Origin of the sequence: Cyanobium sp. Candia 9D4 (assembly GCF_024346155.1) — a bacterium.
GTDB lineage: Bacteria > Cyanobacteriota > Cyanobacteriia > PCC-6307 > Cyanobiaceae > Cyanobium > Cyanobium minutissimum.
The window spans coordinates 41,826-56,830 of the sequence record NZ_JAGQCK010000008.1; the positions used below are offsets into that span (position 1 = coordinate 41,826).

15 protein-coding genes, 1 tRNA gene and 1 pseudogene are annotated in these 15,005 nt (G+C 71.1%); 4 read left to right on the forward strand and 13 right to left on the reverse strand.

The annotated features are described in order from the left end of the window. Positions 1-12 precede the first annotated feature (12 nt). Positions 13-729 carry a sugar transferase gene (locus KBZ08_RS13710; protein WP_106220581.1) on the reverse strand — a complete coding sequence of 239 codons (717 nt, stop codon included), beginning with the start codon at positions 727-729 and terminating at the stop codon, positions 13-15. Positions 730-794: 65 nt separating this feature from the next. Beyond that, entirely contained in the window at positions 795-1,988 is a 1,194-nt protein-coding gene (locus tag KBZ08_RS13715; RefSeq protein ID WP_254973690.1) for a glycosyltransferase, read from the reverse strand. Between the two features lie 107 nt (positions 1,989-2,095). Here KBZ08_RS13715 and KBZ08_RS13720 point away from each other — a divergent pair, with 107 nt between their 5' ends. Then, positions 2,096-2,338 carry a hypothetical protein gene (locus KBZ08_RS13720; protein ID WP_015108989.1) on the forward strand — a complete coding sequence of 81 codons (243 nt, stop codon included), beginning with the start codon at positions 2,096-2,098 and terminating at the stop codon, positions 2,336-2,338. Between the two features lie 43 nt (positions 2,339-2,381). Here the strand turns inward: KBZ08_RS13720 and KBZ08_RS13725 are convergent. Then, positions 2,382-2,466 (reverse strand) — tRNA-Ser (locus KBZ08_RS13725). 37 nt (positions 2,467-2,503) lie between these two features. Further along, complete coding sequence (locus KBZ08_RS13730; protein ID WP_254973693.1) at positions 2,504-4,552, reverse strand: ComEC/Rec2 family competence protein; 2,049 nt, start codon at positions 4,550-4,552, stop codon at positions 2,504-2,506. A 65-nt stretch (positions 4,553-4,617) separates the two neighbouring features. Between KBZ08_RS13730 and KBZ08_RS13735 the strand changes: the two genes are divergently transcribed. Continuing rightward, positions 4,618-6,303: a mechanosensitive ion channel domain-containing protein gene (locus KBZ08_RS13735; protein ID WP_254973694.1), complete on the forward strand. Its 1,686-nt coding sequence runs from the start codon at positions 4,618-4,620 to the stop codon at positions 6,301-6,303. An 18-nt stretch (positions 6,304-6,321) separates the two neighbouring features. Here KBZ08_RS13735 and KBZ08_RS13740 read toward each other — a convergent pair whose 3' ends face one another. The 5 genes and pseudogenes from KBZ08_RS13740 to KBZ08_RS13765 form a co-directional block, all read right to left on the reverse strand. Then, on the reverse strand, positions 6,322-7,206 hold the full coding sequence (locus KBZ08_RS13740) for a bile acid:sodium symporter family protein (protein WP_254973696.1): 885 nt from the start codon (positions 7,204-7,206) through the stop codon (positions 6,322-6,324). A gap of 5 nt (positions 7,207-7,211) precedes the next feature. Further along, positions 7,212-7,598, reverse strand: coding sequence for a YidH family protein (locus KBZ08_RS13745; protein ID WP_015108993.1), 387 nt, complete (start codon positions 7,596-7,598; stop codon positions 7,212-7,214). Further along, positions 7,599-8,021: a DUF1622 domain-containing protein gene (locus KBZ08_RS13750; RefSeq protein ID WP_254973699.1), complete on the reverse strand. Its 423-nt coding sequence runs from the start codon at positions 8,019-8,021 to the stop codon at positions 7,599-7,601. 3 nt (positions 8,022-8,024) lie between these two features. Continuing rightward, positions 8,025-9,022 (reverse strand): annotated as a pseudogene (locus KBZ08_RS13760) (formylglycine-generating enzyme family protein). Between the two features lie 25 nt (positions 9,023-9,047). Next, positions 9,048-10,553 carry an arylsulfatase gene (locus KBZ08_RS13765; RefSeq protein WP_106220575.1) on the reverse strand — a complete coding sequence of 502 codons (1,506 nt, stop codon included), beginning with the start codon at positions 10,551-10,553 and terminating at the stop codon, positions 9,048-9,050. A gap of 195 nt (positions 10,554-10,748) precedes the next feature. Here KBZ08_RS13765 and KBZ08_RS13770 point away from each other — a divergent pair, with 195 nt between their 5' ends. Beyond that, positions 10,749-11,654 (forward strand): helix-turn-helix domain-containing protein, encoded by a 906-nt coding sequence (locus KBZ08_RS13770; protein ID WP_146134576.1) that lies wholly within the window; start codon positions 10,749-10,751, stop codon positions 11,652-11,654. A 26-nt stretch (positions 11,655-11,680) separates the two neighbouring features. Further along, positions 11,681-12,706, forward strand: a complete 1,026-nt coding sequence (locus tag KBZ08_RS13775) for a hypothetical protein (protein ID WP_254973705.1) — start codon at positions 11,681-11,683, stop codon at positions 12,704-12,706. Positions 12,707-12,724: 18 nt separating this feature from the next. Here KBZ08_RS13775 and KBZ08_RS13780 read toward each other — a convergent pair whose 3' ends face one another. The 4 genes from KBZ08_RS13780 to KBZ08_RS13795 form a co-directional block, all read right to left on the reverse strand. Continuing rightward, positions 12,725-12,907 carry a hypothetical protein gene (locus KBZ08_RS13780; RefSeq protein WP_106220573.1) on the reverse strand — a complete coding sequence of 61 codons (183 nt, stop codon included), beginning with the start codon at positions 12,905-12,907 and terminating at the stop codon, positions 12,725-12,727. Then, entirely contained in the window at positions 12,904-13,782 is an 879-nt protein-coding gene (glyQ, locus tag KBZ08_RS13785; RefSeq protein WP_254973707.1) for a glycine--tRNA ligase subunit alpha, read from the reverse strand. The genes KBZ08_RS13780 and glyQ overlap by 4 nt, the downstream gene beginning before the upstream one ends. A 100-nt stretch (positions 13,783-13,882) precedes the next feature. Next, entirely contained in the window at positions 13,883-14,584 is a 702-nt protein-coding gene (gene ubiE / locus KBZ08_RS13790) for a bifunctional demethylmenaquinone methyltransferase/2-methoxy-6-polyprenyl-1,4-benzoquinol methylase UbiE (protein WP_254973709.1), read from the reverse strand. Between the two features lie 34 nt (positions 14,585-14,618). Further along, complete coding sequence (locus tag KBZ08_RS13795; RefSeq protein WP_015109002.1) at positions 14,619-14,942, reverse strand: hypothetical protein; 324 nt, start codon at positions 14,940-14,942, stop codon at positions 14,619-14,621. Positions 14,943-15,005: the final 63 nt, after the last annotated feature.

The window sequence follows — 15,005 nt, forward strand, 5'->3', positions numbered from 1 at the left end:
GAGCTCCGGCGTTCAGTAGGCGCCGCGGTCGCGGGGGTCGAGCATGACGCCGATGGTGCGCAGGATGATGCGCAGATCCATCAGCAGGGTGCGACGGCGGGCGTAGCGCACATCCAGCCGGACCCTCTCGGGGTAGCTGAGGTTGTTGCGGCCGGACACCTGCCACAGGCCCGTCAGGCCGGGACGCACCGACAGCACTTCATCCATGCGGCTGCCGTAGCGCTCCAGCTCGCTCTTCACGATCGGACGGGGGCCCACCACGCTCATCTCACCGCGGAGCACATTGAGGAACTGGGGCAGTTCATCAAGGCTGGAGCGGCGCAGGAACTTGCCCAGGCGGGTGATGCGCGGGTCGTTCTTGAGCTTGAAATCGTTGCGGTACTCCTCATCCAGATCCGGGGATTCGGCCAGCAGCTTGGAGAGCAGGCGATCGGCATCCCGGCGCATGGTGCGGAACTTGATGCAACCGAAACTGCGGTAATCGCGGCCCACCCGTTGCTGCACGTAGAACACCGGCCCGCGGGAGGTGACCTTGACCAGCAGGGCCAGGGCCAGCAGCACCGGCGAGCCGAGGGTGAGCACGGTGAGCGAGAAGAGGATGTCACCGGAACGCTTGACAATGCGATCGCGCTTCGACTGAAAGGCGATCAGCTCTTCCGCGGTGAGCACCTGCGCCGGAGCCGTCACAAGCTGCCCTGAGGCGTAGGGGGTCCCGATGGAAGAGAGCATGGGGGACGGGTTCGTTAGAAGAAGTTAAGGATCAGCCCGTGCGGAACTCCATGCCGCGGGGCCACTCAGATCAGAGGCACAGGACGGCGAAGGCGGCGACGGTGCTGCTGCCACAGCTGGTCGAGCAGCGTTTCCATGCGGCTTCGGAAGACCGCCGGGGCGAAACCCTCCGCCCGTTGCCGCTGCCCTTCCGCCGGCAGGGATCGCCACAGCCGGCCCGCCTCGAAGTGCTCCAGGGCGGCCGCCAGGCTGGCGGGGGTCTGCTCCGGAAACAGCAGGCCGGTGGGGGAGGCGTTCCCGTCGCTGAGGCAGCGCACGCTGTCGAGCACCCCCCCCTGGCCGAAGGCGATCACCGGGGCACCGGCCGCCATCGCCTCCACCGGCGCAATGCCGAAATCCTCCAGGCCGGCATACACATAGGCCCGCGCCCGCTCCAGCCAGGCGGCGGTCTCCTGGTCCGGCAGGCGACCGAGGAAGCGGGTGGCCGGGCCCGCCATCGCCTCGAGCCGGCGCTGCTCGGGACCATCGCCCAGCACCACCAGGGGCAGACCGGTGCGCCGGAAGGCCTCCACCACCACATCCACCCGCTTGTTGGGCACCAGCCGGCAGAGGCTGACGTAGACGTCGTCCCGGGGCTGGTCCCAGCGGAAGCGCTCCACCGCCACGGGGGGCGGCAGCACATGGGCGCGCCGGCGCCAGAAACAGCGGATGCGGCGGGCGGTGAAGCGGGAGTTGGCCACCAGGGCATCCACCCGGGCGCTACTGACCACATCCCACTGGCGCAGCTGGTGCAGCTGCAGCCGCACCAGGGGGCCGAGGGGCCCGCGGGCCAGGGCCGAGCGGGCCAGGTAGGTGTGCATCTGGTCCCAGGCGTAGCGGGCCGGGGTGTGCACATAGCTGACGTGCAGCTGGTCCGGACCGGTGAGCACCCCCTTGGCCACCAGGTGGCTGCTGCTGATCACCAGGGGGTGGCCGGACAGGTCGAGCTGCTCGATCGCCAGGGGCAGGAGCGGCAGATACTGCTGCACGTGGCTCACCCCCCAGGGCAGGCGCTGGATGAAGCTGGTGCGGATGCGGCGGCCGGTCAGCCAGCTGCCCGGGCGGGAACTCTCGCCATCCACCAGGGCGAAGAGGGACGGGGGGGTTCCCCGGCCGGCGAGCAGCCGGTCGAGCTCCACCACCACCTGCTCGGACCCACCCACCGAACGGGGGGTGAACCACTCGTGCACCAGGGCGACTGGGCTGGGAAAGGCCTCCATGGCAGGCACCGTAGGCGCCAGTATCACGAAAACTCTCAGCCGATTGCCCTGGCCGGGGTCTCTGCCGAAGCTAAGGCGACGACTGGGATGGCGAGAGCCGGGACACGATGGCGATCCGCGAGCTTCTCGAAGACGCCCTGCAGGAGCCTTCCATCGGGACAACACCCTGCTTCCGCTGGCATGCCACCTCCGTGGGGATTGCGGCCCTCTGGTGTGACGGCAAGCCGCCACCGGCGCCGCCCTTCGATGTGGCGCTCAAGGAAGGTCTGCAGGTGGGACTGGATCTGAGCCGCGAGGAGAGGGAGTTTCACCAGGTGAAATCCGGCCTCGTGCTGCTGTTCCATTCCTGAGGTCCCACGCCGGCCATGCCGGCGGCAAGCCGGCCTGGGAAAACGGAGAGGGTGGGATTCGAACCCACGGAAGGTTGCCCTTCAAACGATTTCGAGTCGTTCGCTTTCGACCACTCAGCCACCTCTCCACACCCCTGATGCCATCGCAGCAGGAACGCGCTCACTTTACGGAGCGGTCAGCGCGCCGCTGGTACCACTGGCCCGCCACCCCCGCGGCAGGGGCGCGCCGGCCGGCACGGCACCGCTGAGCCACACCCGGGGCGGGCCGCGCTCCAGCAGGGCCCGCTGCTCGGCGGGCCGGGGCCGGACCCCGAGCCACACACCCTCGCCGGCAGCCGGACGGTCCAGCCGCCAGGTGGTCAGCGCCTGGCGGTCAGGCAGCAGCAGCCAGCGGTGGCGCCCCAGCTGCAGGTGCAGGGCGTGGCTGTCCATGGCCAGGGCCTCCACCGCCAGCCCCCGGCTCGCCAGCCGCTGGCCGGCGGCCAAGGGCGCCGCCCCGCCCCCGTAGGCCAGCACCCGCCCGGCCTGGCGGCTCCAGCAATCCGGATCGTCAGCGGCCACCGGATCCAGCAGCAGGGTCCAGTCGAAGCGGGCCACCCCCAGGGCCTGGGCCAGCTGGCCGGCCTGGCGGCAGCTGAACCCGTCGGCGCGGGTGCTGACCAGGGCGGCGCGGCCCCGGTGTCGGGCCAGCAGCAGGTCGCGGGGGGGACCACCTTCCCCCTGGTGGACCAGCAGCAGCTGGTCGCCGCCCAGCAGCACCAGGTGGACCACCAGCACCCCGACCCCCAGGCCCGCCGCCAGCCCTCGAAGGCGCCGGCCCGTCCCGGGCAGCACCAGGCCCAGCAGGGCCAGGGTGAACAGGAGCACCAGCAGCGGCAGGGGCCGGCCGCTCTGCCACTGGGCCAGGGGCAGACCGGCGACCCCATCGGCAAGCAGGAGCAGCAGCTGGGCCAGCCAGCCCAGGGGCACCAGCAACGGGGCCAGCAGGGCGGGCACCAGCAGGGCCACGGCTGCCAGGGCCATCGCTCCGAGGGTGAGGGGCGTGAGCAGCGGGGCCGCCAGCAGGTTGGCCGGCACGGCGTAGAGGGGCACCACCCCGAAGTGGAGCAGCTGCAGGGGCAGGGTCCAGAGGCTCGCCGCCACCGGCACCGCCAGGGCCGGGGCCAGCCAGCGCCGCCACCAGCCCGCCGCCCCGGGGGGGCCACCGGGTGGCAACCCGGCCAGGGCCTGCTCCAGGGGCCGCGCCGTCAGCACCAGGCCGGCGGTGGCGGCGGCGCTCAGCTGGAAGCCCACGTCGTGCAGCCAGGCCGGCCGCAGCAGCAGCATCCCCGCCAGGCTCAGGCCCAGAATCCCCAGAGGGCGGCCGCGGCGACCGCTCTCCAGCAGCACCAGGGCGATGGCCCCCATCAGGACCGCCCGGATCACCGAGGGCTGGGGCCCCGCCAGCAGCAGGAACACCACCATCGCCCCGGCGCCAAGGGCCAGCCGCGCCCAGCGGCCGAGCTCCCGGCCGATGGCCAGCACCGCCCCCAGCAGGACCGTGAGGTGGAACCCCGAGGCCGCCAGGGCGTGGGACAGGCCGGCGACGCGGAAGTCGGCGCGCAACTCGGCGGGCAGGGGCACCACGGCACTGCCCAGCACCAGGGCCGCCAGCAGACCGCCCCGCTCCGGACCCGCCACGGCCACGAAGCGCTCGGCGATGCCGCGGCGCAGATCGGCGATCGGGGTGGCGGGCCGGCGGAGCACCTCCAGCCGCTCCACCGCCAGGCGGGTCCAGGCCCCCTGGCGGGCCAGGCGTTCCGCCGGCCCCGCCAGCAGGGGGTGGGGGGCCGGCCGGGGGCGGCGCAGCAGCCCCGTCACCCGCACCCCCCAGCCCTCCCGCAGCTCCGGACAGGTGGCGAAGCCCAGCTCGCTGCGGCCTCCCGCCGTCTGCAGCAGCACCCGGCAGGGACCCGGACTCGACGCCGCTGCCGCTGGGGCCGCCGCCACCGGGTCGGCCAGCAGACGGCCCTGCAGGATCACCGGTTGCGGCCCATCGCCACCGGCGAGCAGCCGCAGCGGATCGGCCGGTCCGGGCCGGAGCGGCCGCAGCTGGGCCTGGACCAGCACCACGGTCAGCAGCAGCAGCGGCAGCAGGGGGGAGCGGAGCATGCTCCAGGGTTCCCGCCGGCGGCCGCCGGCCCCCGGCGCCATCGACACCGGTGGCAACACCACGGGACAATCCCCTCGGCGGAACCCGGCGATCGGTGATGCAGCGGCAGAGATTCACGTGGCGGCCGTTGACCCTTGGACGGCAGATCGCCCTGCTGGCGCTGCTGTTCTGCCTCGGCCTTGGTCTTGGTCCTGGTCTTGGTCCTGGTCTTGGGACAGGGCTGGGGCTGGCCCTCGATCCGTCGAGTCCAGCCTGGGCCGGCGAGGGAGGCGCCACGGCGGCGGCCGCGCAGGGCTGCGCGACCACCCCTCTCTTCATCGGCCTCGATGGCCGCCGCGACCTGGAGATCCGCCGGGCCCCCGCCGCCCAGCGGCTCGACGACTACGTGCGCCGCGCCAATGCCCGCCTGCTGGAACTCGCCCAGGATCACACCGTCCAGCCGGGCCAGCTCGTGGTGCAGGACGAGGCCCCCTTCTCCCTGGTGGGCGTCAGGGAGCAGGACGGTCGTTTCTCGCCCGAACTGGCCGTGGGCGATCGCGCGGCGGCCTGCTTCGGGTTGACGCGGCAACAGCTGGCCGTGCGCTACCGGGACGGCATGCGGCGGGCGATCACCAGCTACCGGGGCAGTCACACCCTCGCGTCCTGGTTGAGGGGAACGGCCCTGGCGGCGCTGGTGCTGGGGTTCTACATCCTGTGGCTGCGGGTTCAGGGGGAGCTCAACAGGCGGGTCGAGCGGCACTTCGCCGAACGTCCCCGCTTCGTCATGCAGGAGCTCAGTCGCCTGGGCCTGGGCGGGTTCGTCGAGCTGGACCATGTGCGACAGCTCATGCAGTGGCTGCGCCAGGTGGTGCACTGGTCGCTGGTGCTGGTGATCAGCTACCTGCTGATTCCCCTGCTGCTGGGTTTCTTCCCACCCACCGAAGCCATCGCCGAAGGTCTGCGGGGACAGATCAGGACGGTGGTGCTGGGTTTCCTTGGCGGCATCGTGCAGGCGATCCCCAATCTCGTCTCGATCGGGGTGATCCTGGTCATCACCGTGCTGGCGATCCGGGCCAGCCAGTCCTGGTTCCGGGCCATCGACCACGGCCGGATCCGGTTGCCCGGCTTCTACCAGGAGTGGGCCCTGCCGACGGCCCGGCTGGTGGCGATCCTGCTCTGCCTGGCCGGCCTGGCGGCGGCCTTCCCGTACATCCCCGGCTCCGGCAGCAAGGTGTTCCAGGGGGCCGGACTGTTCATCGGCGCCCTGGCCGCCCTGGGCTCCAGCGCCATCGCCAGCAACATCATCAGCGGACTGATGCTCATCTACACCCGGGCGTTCCGGGAGGGCGACCGGGTGGAGATCAACGGGGTGGTGGGGGTGGTGCAGGACCGGGCCCTGCTGGTGACCCGCCTGCAGACGCCGCGCAACGAACTGGTGAGCATTCCCAATGCCAGCGTGATCGGCGCATCGGTGGTGAACTACAGCTTCTCCCGCCGGGAGATCAGCCAGCCGGTGGCGATCGCCACCACGATCACCATCGGCTACGACGTCCCCTGGCGCCAGGTGCAGGAGCTGATGCTGGCGGCGGCGCGGAGCGTGCCGGGCATCACCGACGAGATCGAGCCGTTCGTGCTCCAGACCTCCCTCAACGACTTCCACATCAGCTACGAGCTCAATGCCTTCGTGCGCGAGCCGGGCACCTACCGTCAGACCCTCTCGGAGGTGCTGGCGGCGCTTCAGGATCAGTTCGCCGCCGCCGATGTGGAGATCCTCTCCCCCGGCTACCACGCCATCCGCAACGGCAACCGGAGCACCGTGCCGAAGAGCGGCTGACGGATCCGGCCGGTACGGTCAGCCGGAGGGGGCCAGCTGGCGCTGCTGCCAGCGCAGGAACAGGGTGGTCACGATCACGGTGATCAGCACATAGGCGAGCAGGCCGGGGATCAGGCCCGCCAGCCCCTTGCCGTAGGAAAGGGCGAGCTGGGCCGCCAGTCCGGTGTTGCGCATGCCCGTCACCAGAGCCACGGTGCGCCGTTCCAGCGGGTCGGGTCCGGCCAGGGCGTAGCCGATCGCCAGGCTGAGCGCGCTGAGGACAGCCATCCCCGCCAGACCCACCAGGTTCTGCTGCAGGAAGGGCAGCAGCTGCCGGCCACTGAGCAGCAGCAGGGCCACCAGCATCACGATCAGCAGCACGGTGGCCAGGGCCCCGAGGGCCCGACTGCAGCGGCTTGCCAGCCCAGGCTGCCACTGTCCCAGCAGCACCCCGGCGACCACCGGCAGCACCTGCACCTTCAGCACCTGGCCCGCCACCTGGCCCGGACTGATCCCCCAGCCGGCCACCTCCCAGCCCCGCAGGCCGGCGGCGGCGCGGAAGATCACCTCCATGAGCGGAACCGTGACGATCGCCAGCAGCGCCGCGCCGATCTGCAGCCGGGCGGCCAGCTCGGCGGTGCCGCCACTGCTGCGCACCCGGAACAGGATCAGGGGGGCGCTGGGGCAGGCCAGCATCAGGGCCATCGCCACCCAGGCGGGCCGACTCAGCTGGCCATGGAGGGGCAGCAGCACCAGGGCCAGCCCGGCCAGGGGCACCAGCACGCCGGTGCCGAGCAGCACCCGCCAGAGGAAGGCGGGGCGATCCCGGAGCAGCAGGAATGGATACGGCTTCAGCCCCAGGCCCAGGCTGAACATCAATGTGACGATCGTGGTCGTGGCCAGAACGCCGGCGGCTTCGCGCATGGGAATCAACCGAGAGGGGAACCCATCACCAGCAGCACAAAGGCGAAGACACCGATGAGGGTGAGGGCCATCGCCGTGATGGTGCTGATCGAACGCTGATCGGCATAGAGAAAGTCGTCGCGCCGGATCAGCTTGAGCGTGCGCAGGTGCTGGCGGGTCGCCGCGGCCATCGCCAGGATGCCGACCAGCACGAAACCGATCGACACCAGCCGCACGCTCAGGCCGGCATGGGCGCTGCGGTCAAAACGGCTGCTGTTGATGGCACCGATGATCTTGTCGAGCCCGAAGCCGAAGCTGATCAGTGAGAGACAGGTGCGGATCCAGGCCATCAACGTGCGCTCAGCGGCCGCCCGGTTGCGCTCCTTGGCCAGTTCGTTGTTGAGGTTGGCCATCTAGGGCGAAAGGGATTCGGTGGTGGAACGCAGCTCACGCTGCTGGCGCTGGGCCTCCTCGAGCTTCATCTCCAGCTCCACTTCCCGGCCCAGGAAGACGTTGAGGAAGGTGCGGATCACGGCGATGACACCCAGCTGGATCAGGTTCTGGTTGGAGGGGGCGGTGGTGGTGGCGACGATGTCGGCGGCCAGCTGGAACTCCAGGGCCATCGACAGCCAGCTGCCGAAAGTGAGGCGGAGGCCGTTGAAGCGCCGGCTGATGGGTTCGCGGCGGTGGCGGCCGGGGCCCAGCCTCTGGCGCACGGCCTGGAGCAGGGTGGCCGCGAAGCCCAGCGCCACGCACACCAGCGAGACGCCCTCGAGCACGAAGCGCAGGCCGACGGCGAACCGATCGAGCCACTCCACCAGGGGAAGGGCCGGCATGGATCAGCTCCTCACGACGCAGCGGAAGCCCATGTGGCAGGTGGAGGTGTCGACGCCCTGGGCCATGCGCGCCGCGGGCCGGTAGCGGCGGCAGTAGCTGGGGGCGCACAGAAAGGAGCCACCCTTCACCACCTTGCGCGGCTGGTGACCGTGCTGGGAGCCAGGATCGATGCTGGCCTCCCGCTCCGCCCCGCGGGGGCTGTCGATGGTGCAGCAGCCGCCGGCCCCCTTGTGCGCCAGCACGGCGGCCGCATGGCCGCCGTACCAGTCGTCGGTCCACTCCCAGACGTTGCCGATCATGTCGAACAGGCCGTAGCCGTTCGGCGGGAAGGCCCCCACCGGGGAGGTGCGCTCCCAGCCGTCGAGGAGGCTGTTGTGGTGCGGGAAATCTCCCTGGAAGGTGTTGGCCATGGGCCGGCCGCCGGGGTGGAGCTCATCCCCCCAGGCGAACTCCCCCCCTCCCGGCCGCCACGGGCGGCCCGTTCCCACTCGGCCTCGCTGGGCAGCTGCTTGCCGGCCCAGGCGGCGTAGGCCGCCGCGTCCCCATGGGCCACGTGCACCACGGGGTGGTGCTCCCGAGTCCGGATGGAACTGCCGGGGCCCTCGGGATGGCGCCAGCTGGCCCCCGGCCGGTACTGCCACCAGCGATAGGGATCACCGGTGCCGATGGGCCCGGGCGGCGGCACGAACACGATCGAAGCCGGCGCCAGCCGTTCCGGCAGGGCTCCCGGATAGTCGGCCGGATCGGCCGGCCGTTCCGCCAGGGTGATGTGCCCCGTGGCCTTCACGAACTTCTGGAACTGGGCGTTGGTGACCGGGGTGCGGTCGATCCAGAAGCCCCCCAGCGTCACCCGATGGGCTGGGGCCTCCTCCGGGTAGTGGTGGTCGGAGCCCATCGCGAAGCTGCCCGGGGGAATCCAGACCATGTCCCGTGCCGGCGGGCGTCCCGGCCGGGGGGCCGGGGCGGATCGCGTCGGGGAGGGGGGGCGCTCCGGGGTCATGGCGGGGGCGGCGGCGGCGAGCCCCTCAGTGGCCGCCGCTGGCGGCGGCGGTCATCTTCTCGATCACATCCTCCAGGGAGAAGCTGGCCGCCTTCTGGCGGGGCGGAAAGTCCTGGAACGTGGCCAGGAACCGACCCGCGATCACCTGGGCGGGCACCAGGGCGAAGGCATGGTCGAGCATCCAGTCCCAGTAGGTGTTGGAGGTGATGTCGGCCCGCTCGTAGGGATCGGTGAGCAGGTTGAAGATCTTGGGCACCCGCAGCGGCGTGAAGGGCTCGGCCCAGACCTGCAGCGTGCCGGTGGCGCGCTGCTCCATGAACACGAACTTCCAGTTGTCGTAGCGCAGGCCGGTGAGGTCGCCGTCGTCGGAGAAATAGAAGAATTCCACCCGGGGGCTCCTGTCGCTCTGGCCGGTCCAGTAGTCGAGCATGTTGTAGCCATCCAGGTGGATCCGGAAGGTCTTGGAGCCCACCGTGTGGCCCTCCAGCAGCTTCTCCTTGATCTGTGGCTCCCCAGCGGCGGCCAGCAGGGTGGGCAGCCAGTCGAGATGGCTGACGATGCCCGTGTAGAGGGTGCCGGGGGCGATCTTGCCGGGCCAGCGCACCAGGGCCGGCACCCGGTAGGCCCCTTCCCAGTTGGAGTTCTTCTCGTTTCGGAACGGGGTCATGCCGGCATCGGGCCAGCTGTTCATGTGGGGCCCGTTGTCGGTGCTGTACATCACGATCGTGTCATCGGCGATGCCCAGCTCATCGAGCAGGTCGAGCATTTCGCCGATGCAGTTGTCGTGATAAATCATCACGTCGTGGTACTCCGACTGCCAGCGCCCCGCCTGGCCGATGTCCTGGGGACGGGCATGGGTGCGGAAGTGCATGTGGGTGGTGTTGAACCACACGAAGAAGGGCTCTCCGGAAGCGACGGCGTCACGGATGAAGCGCTTGGCCTCGGCGAGGAACTCCTCATCGCAGTTCTGCATCCGCTTCTTGGTGAGCGGGCCGGTGTTCTCGATGCGCTGGGTGCCATCACCGTTGGCCCAGGTGTGCAGCACACCGCGGGGGCCGAAGTTCTTCTGGAAATCGGGAAAGTCTTCCGGCTTGGGATAGTCGGGCAGCTCCGGCTCCTCCTCGGCGTTGAGGTGGTACAGGTTGCCGAAGAACTCATCGAAACCGTGCATCGTCGGCAGATGCTCGTCGCGGTCGCCGAAGTGGTTCTTGCCGAACTGGCCGGTGCGGTAGCCCAGCGGCTGCAGCAGCTCGGCAATGGTGGGATCCTCGGCGCGGTAACCCAGCTCGGCGCCCGGCAGCCCCACCTTGCTGAGGCCGGTGCGGAACACGCTCTGGCCGGAAATGAAGGCCGCCCGGCCGGCGGTGCAGCTCTGCTCGGCGTAGTAATGGATGAAGCGGCCGCCCTCGCTGGCGACCCGGTCGATGTTGGGGGTCTGGTACCCCATCAGACCGTCGCTGTAGCAGCTGAGGTTGCTCTGGCCGATGTCATCGCCCCAGAGGATGAGGATGTTGGGCTGGCCGTTGGGCATGGCGGGGAACACCCGGCGGGTGAGGGAGTGGGGTAGGAAGAGGGTTCTGGGACCCCTTGTCACGTGACGGTCGCCACGGATCCGGAGGACACGCCCCCAAAGGATGCACAGAGCCGAACGATCCGAACACTCAGAAAGTGCGGTTCCACTGCTCCCTTCTCCCGTTCCATCCAGGACATCGCCCGCTTGGAGAGGGTGCTCAACCCCCTGCTGCCCGTGCAGCTCACCCAGCTCGCCGGAGGTCTGCTGAGCAGTGAGCTCCTGGCGATCGACCTGGGTGCGCTCCAGGTCCTGCGGCTGCACTTCGATCGCCCCCTGCACGGGGGTGGGGCCAAACCCGCCGGCCGCCAGCTGATCGCCCTCGACCTGGAGGAGAGCCCGGGCCGCCCCGTGATCCGCTCCCACGGCCTGGAGCTGCCGGCCACGGCGTTCTTCGGCCTGGCCGCAGGCGGTGAGATCCACCTCACCACCCCCGAGCGCTGCACCCTGGCGGTGCTCAGCCTGGAGCGGGACCGGTTCCTGCAGTGGGCCCGGGAGCTGGGCGGGCCCGGGCTGGAGGAGCCACTGGAGGGTGTCAACTGGGAGGCGATCGATCCGCTGCGCTTCCAGGGGGTGAGGGCCTGCCTGCGCCGGATCTTCCGCCTGGCCGAGCGGTCGCCGGGCCTGCTGGCGGATCCGGCGATCCGCCGGCGGCTGGGCGGGGATCTGGTGCCCCTGCTGGTGGAGGCCCTGGTGCACCGCACCGGCCATGGCGAGCGGCTGGCCCGGCCGCCGGCCCGGATCGAGCTGGTGAAGGCTGCCCAGGCCTGGATGAGGGAGCATCCCCAGGAACCGATCAGCCTTGATGGGCTCTGCCGCCAGGTGGCGGCCGGTCGGCGCAGCCTGCTGCAGGGGTTCCGGGAGCACCTGGGGATGGGTCCGATGGCCTACCTCAAGGTCCGTCGCCTGCACGGCGTGCGGCAGGCCCTGCTGGCCGCCGATCCCCAGGCCACCACGATCGCCGAGCTGGCCGCTGCGTGGGGATTCATGAACGCGGGGCACTTCGCCCGCGATTACCGCAGCCTGTTCGGCGAACATCCCCGCACCAGCCACCGGACCTGAGCGTCCTGACCAACCCTCCCCACCCCATGAACGCGCGCACGCCCCGCCCGCTGCACGTCCTGGCCGGCCTGGCCCTGGTGCTGCCGGCCCTGGGGCCCTCGGCCAGCCTGGCCGACCCGACCCGGGGCCGGGCGCCGGAGGTCCCCTGGATCGGCCAGGAGCTGCGCCTGCCGCCACCGGCCCCTGCGGTGACGCCGGAGTTGGCGGCCGCACCAGAAACAGCCCCGGCGGAGACGGTGCCCGACCCCGCCTGGAGCGGCACCCTCGAGCTCTACGGCTTCGCACCGCTGCGCACCACCGGTTTCACCACGATCCGCGGACGGCAGGCCGACGTCGACCTGGGGCTGGGGCAGATCCTGGATGCCCTGCGCTTCAACGCCTCCGCCCGCGGCAGCATCGAGAAGGGCCGGCTGGGGCTCCAGGCCGATCTCTGGTATGTGAGCCTGGCCGACCAGACGGGACGTCTGGACCTGCCCAGCCGTCAGTTCCTGGGCGCGAGCGCCAGCGTGGGGCAGCAGCTGGGCGTCTACGATCTCGCCCTGCGCTGCCGGTTCGGCGAGCAGGAATCGGCCCTCGGCCGGCCAGGCGCTGTGACGGTGATTCCCTATGCGGGGGTGCGGCTGATCTCCGGCCAGCTGAGTCTGGCGGCCGGCGTCGAGGGGCCCTTCGGACGAACCCTGCTGGAGCCCACCCGCGACTTCCGGCGCACCTGGGTGCAGCCGCTGGTGGGCACCCAGGCCACGGTGTTCCTGTCGCCGCGGCTGCGGGCCTTCGCCCGCGGCGACATCGGCGGCTTCGGCCTGGCCGGCCAGCAGGACCTCAGCGGCAACGCCCAGGTGGGCCTGGGCTACGCCATCGGTGACAACACCGACCTGAACCTGTCCTGGCGCCTGATGGGCCTGACCTGGGACAACGGCGGCGACCCTGCCAACGCCTTTGCCACCTACCAGAACGGCATCGAGGTGGGCGTGAAGGTCTTCTTCGGCGGCGCCCCCAAGGGCCGGGCGGTGGCCGCCGCGCCGGCCAGCCAGGCCACGCCGCCGACACCCTGATCAGAGGAGCCCGGGCCTTCAGAAGCTCGGCAGCTTGAGCATCAGCTCACAGAGCTGGGGGCTGGGCAGCTCCTGACCCACCAGCGGAGCGACCAGGGCCGCCAGGGGCCGCAGCCGGCAGGGCCAGATGGCCCGCTCGGTGAGGCGGCCGGCCTGGAAGGCGCCCAGCACCAGCACCGCCACCAGCAGGGTGCGCTTCACGCCGGCGGGGCGTCCAGCAGGGGGAAGCCCAGGGCGCGGCGCTCCTCCAGCCAGGCTTCGGCCACCTGCCGCGCCAGGTGGCGGATGCGGCCGATGGTGGCGGTGCGCTCGGTCACCGAGATCACGCCGCGGGCCTCCAGCAGGTTGAAGGTGTGGCTGCACTTCAGCACGTGGTCGAGGGCCGGGGCCGGCAGCCCGGCCGCCACCAGATCGGCGGCCTCGGCCTCATGCAGGGCGAACAGCTGCAGCAGGCGTTCGGGGTTGGAGGCCTCGAAGTTGTAGGTGCACTGCCCCTTCTCGAACGGCAGCCAGATGTCGCCGTAGCTGCGCTCGCCGTTCCAGCGCAGGTCCCAGATGCTCTCCACATCCTGGAGGTACATCGCCAGCCGCTCCAGGCCGTAGGTGATCTCGATCGACACCGGCCGGCAGTCGAGGCCGCCGCACTGCTGGAAGTAGGTGAACTGGGTCACCTCCATGCCGTCGAGCCACACCTCCCAGCCCACGCCCCAGGCCCCGAGGGTCGGGGACTCCCAGTTGTCCTCCACGAAGCGGATGTCGTGGTCGGCGGCGTGGATGCCCAGGGTTTCGAGGGAGGCCAGGTAGGTCTCCTGGATGGCGTTCGGCGAGGGCTTGATCAGCACCTGGTACTGGAAGTAGTGCTGGGCCCGGTTGGGGTTGTCGCCGTAGCGGCCGTCGGTGGGGCGCCGGCAGGGCTCGGGGTAGGCCACCGCCCAGGGCTCCGGGCCGATCGCCCGCAGCACGGTGTGGGGGCTCATGGTGCCGGCGCCCTTTTCCGTGTCGTAGGGCTGGAGGATCAGGCAACCCTGGTCGGCCCAGAACCGGTTGAGGCTGGCGATGATGTCCTGGAAGAGCATGGTGCGCCGGTCGGGTACGGGCCAGGACGGCAGGGAAGACGGCTTGATGCTGCCAGATCGGTGATCAGCGATCAGGGCGGCCAGGCCGCCGCAGGGGCCCTCAGGCCTGCAGCTCCAGCAACCCCATCAGGCCGCCGGCAAGGGGACGGTGGCGGGCCACGGCGAAGCCGGCGGCATGGGCCAGTTCCTCCTGGGCCGCTCCGGTGGGGAAGCGGGCCAGGCTCTCCTCCAGCCAGGCGTACTGCTCTGGCAGGCCCACGGCGCGGGCGGCGGGCACCACCAGGCGGCGCAGGTAGAAGCGCTGGAAAGCCGCCTGGGCTGAAGCGGGGTCGGGCCGGTTGAAATCCAGCACCGCCGCCCGCCCGCCGGGCCGCAGCAGGCGCCGCAGCTCCACCAGGCCCGCGGCGGGATCGGCCAGGTTGCGCAGGCCGTAGGCCATCACCGCCCCGTCCGCCCAGCTATCGGCCAGGCCGGTGGCCAGGGCATCGCCTTGCCGCCACTCCAGGGGCAGCCAGGGCTGGAGCGCCGCCCGGTGCTCGGCGATGGCCAGCGGGGCGGCGGCCGCATCCAGGCCCAGCACCTGCCCGCCGGGCCTGACCCGGGAGGCCAGCAGCAGGGCCAGGTCGCCGGTGCCGCAGCAGAGGTCGAGCAGGCGCTGGCCAGGGCGGGGGCGCAGCCAGAGGAGGGCCTGTCGCTTCCAGAGCCGGTGCAGCCCCAGGCTGAGCAGATCGTTCAGCTGGTCGTAACGGGGCGCGATGGTGTCGAACAGATCGCTGATCTGCCGGGGATCAACGGTGGCCAAAACGGAGCGGAACGGGGGACGGCGGAATCGGGCCTCAGCCCTCGCCCTGCAGGGTCAGGGAGTCGTCCCAGGGCAGCACGATCGCATCCAGGCTGACGCCGGAGAGCTCCGGCTCGGGGGCCGCCAGACCACGGGCCTCCAGCCGCACCGGGCTGGTGAAGGTGAGCACCATCACGGTGGCCAGGCCCACCGCCGCCGAGCAGACCATGCAGCCGGCGAGCATCAGGGAGAACTCGCGGCGGTCGGTGGCGGCCTGCATCAGCTGGAGGGCCCAGGCCACCAGCGCGATCACCACCACCACCACCACGAGCGCGATCACGGTGACCAGGGGCGTCGGCAGCAGCAGGAAGGCGTTCACCGATGCACCACGAACCACGAACGTTTCCCAATGTTACGGCGAGTGAAGCAAGCGGTGCGATCG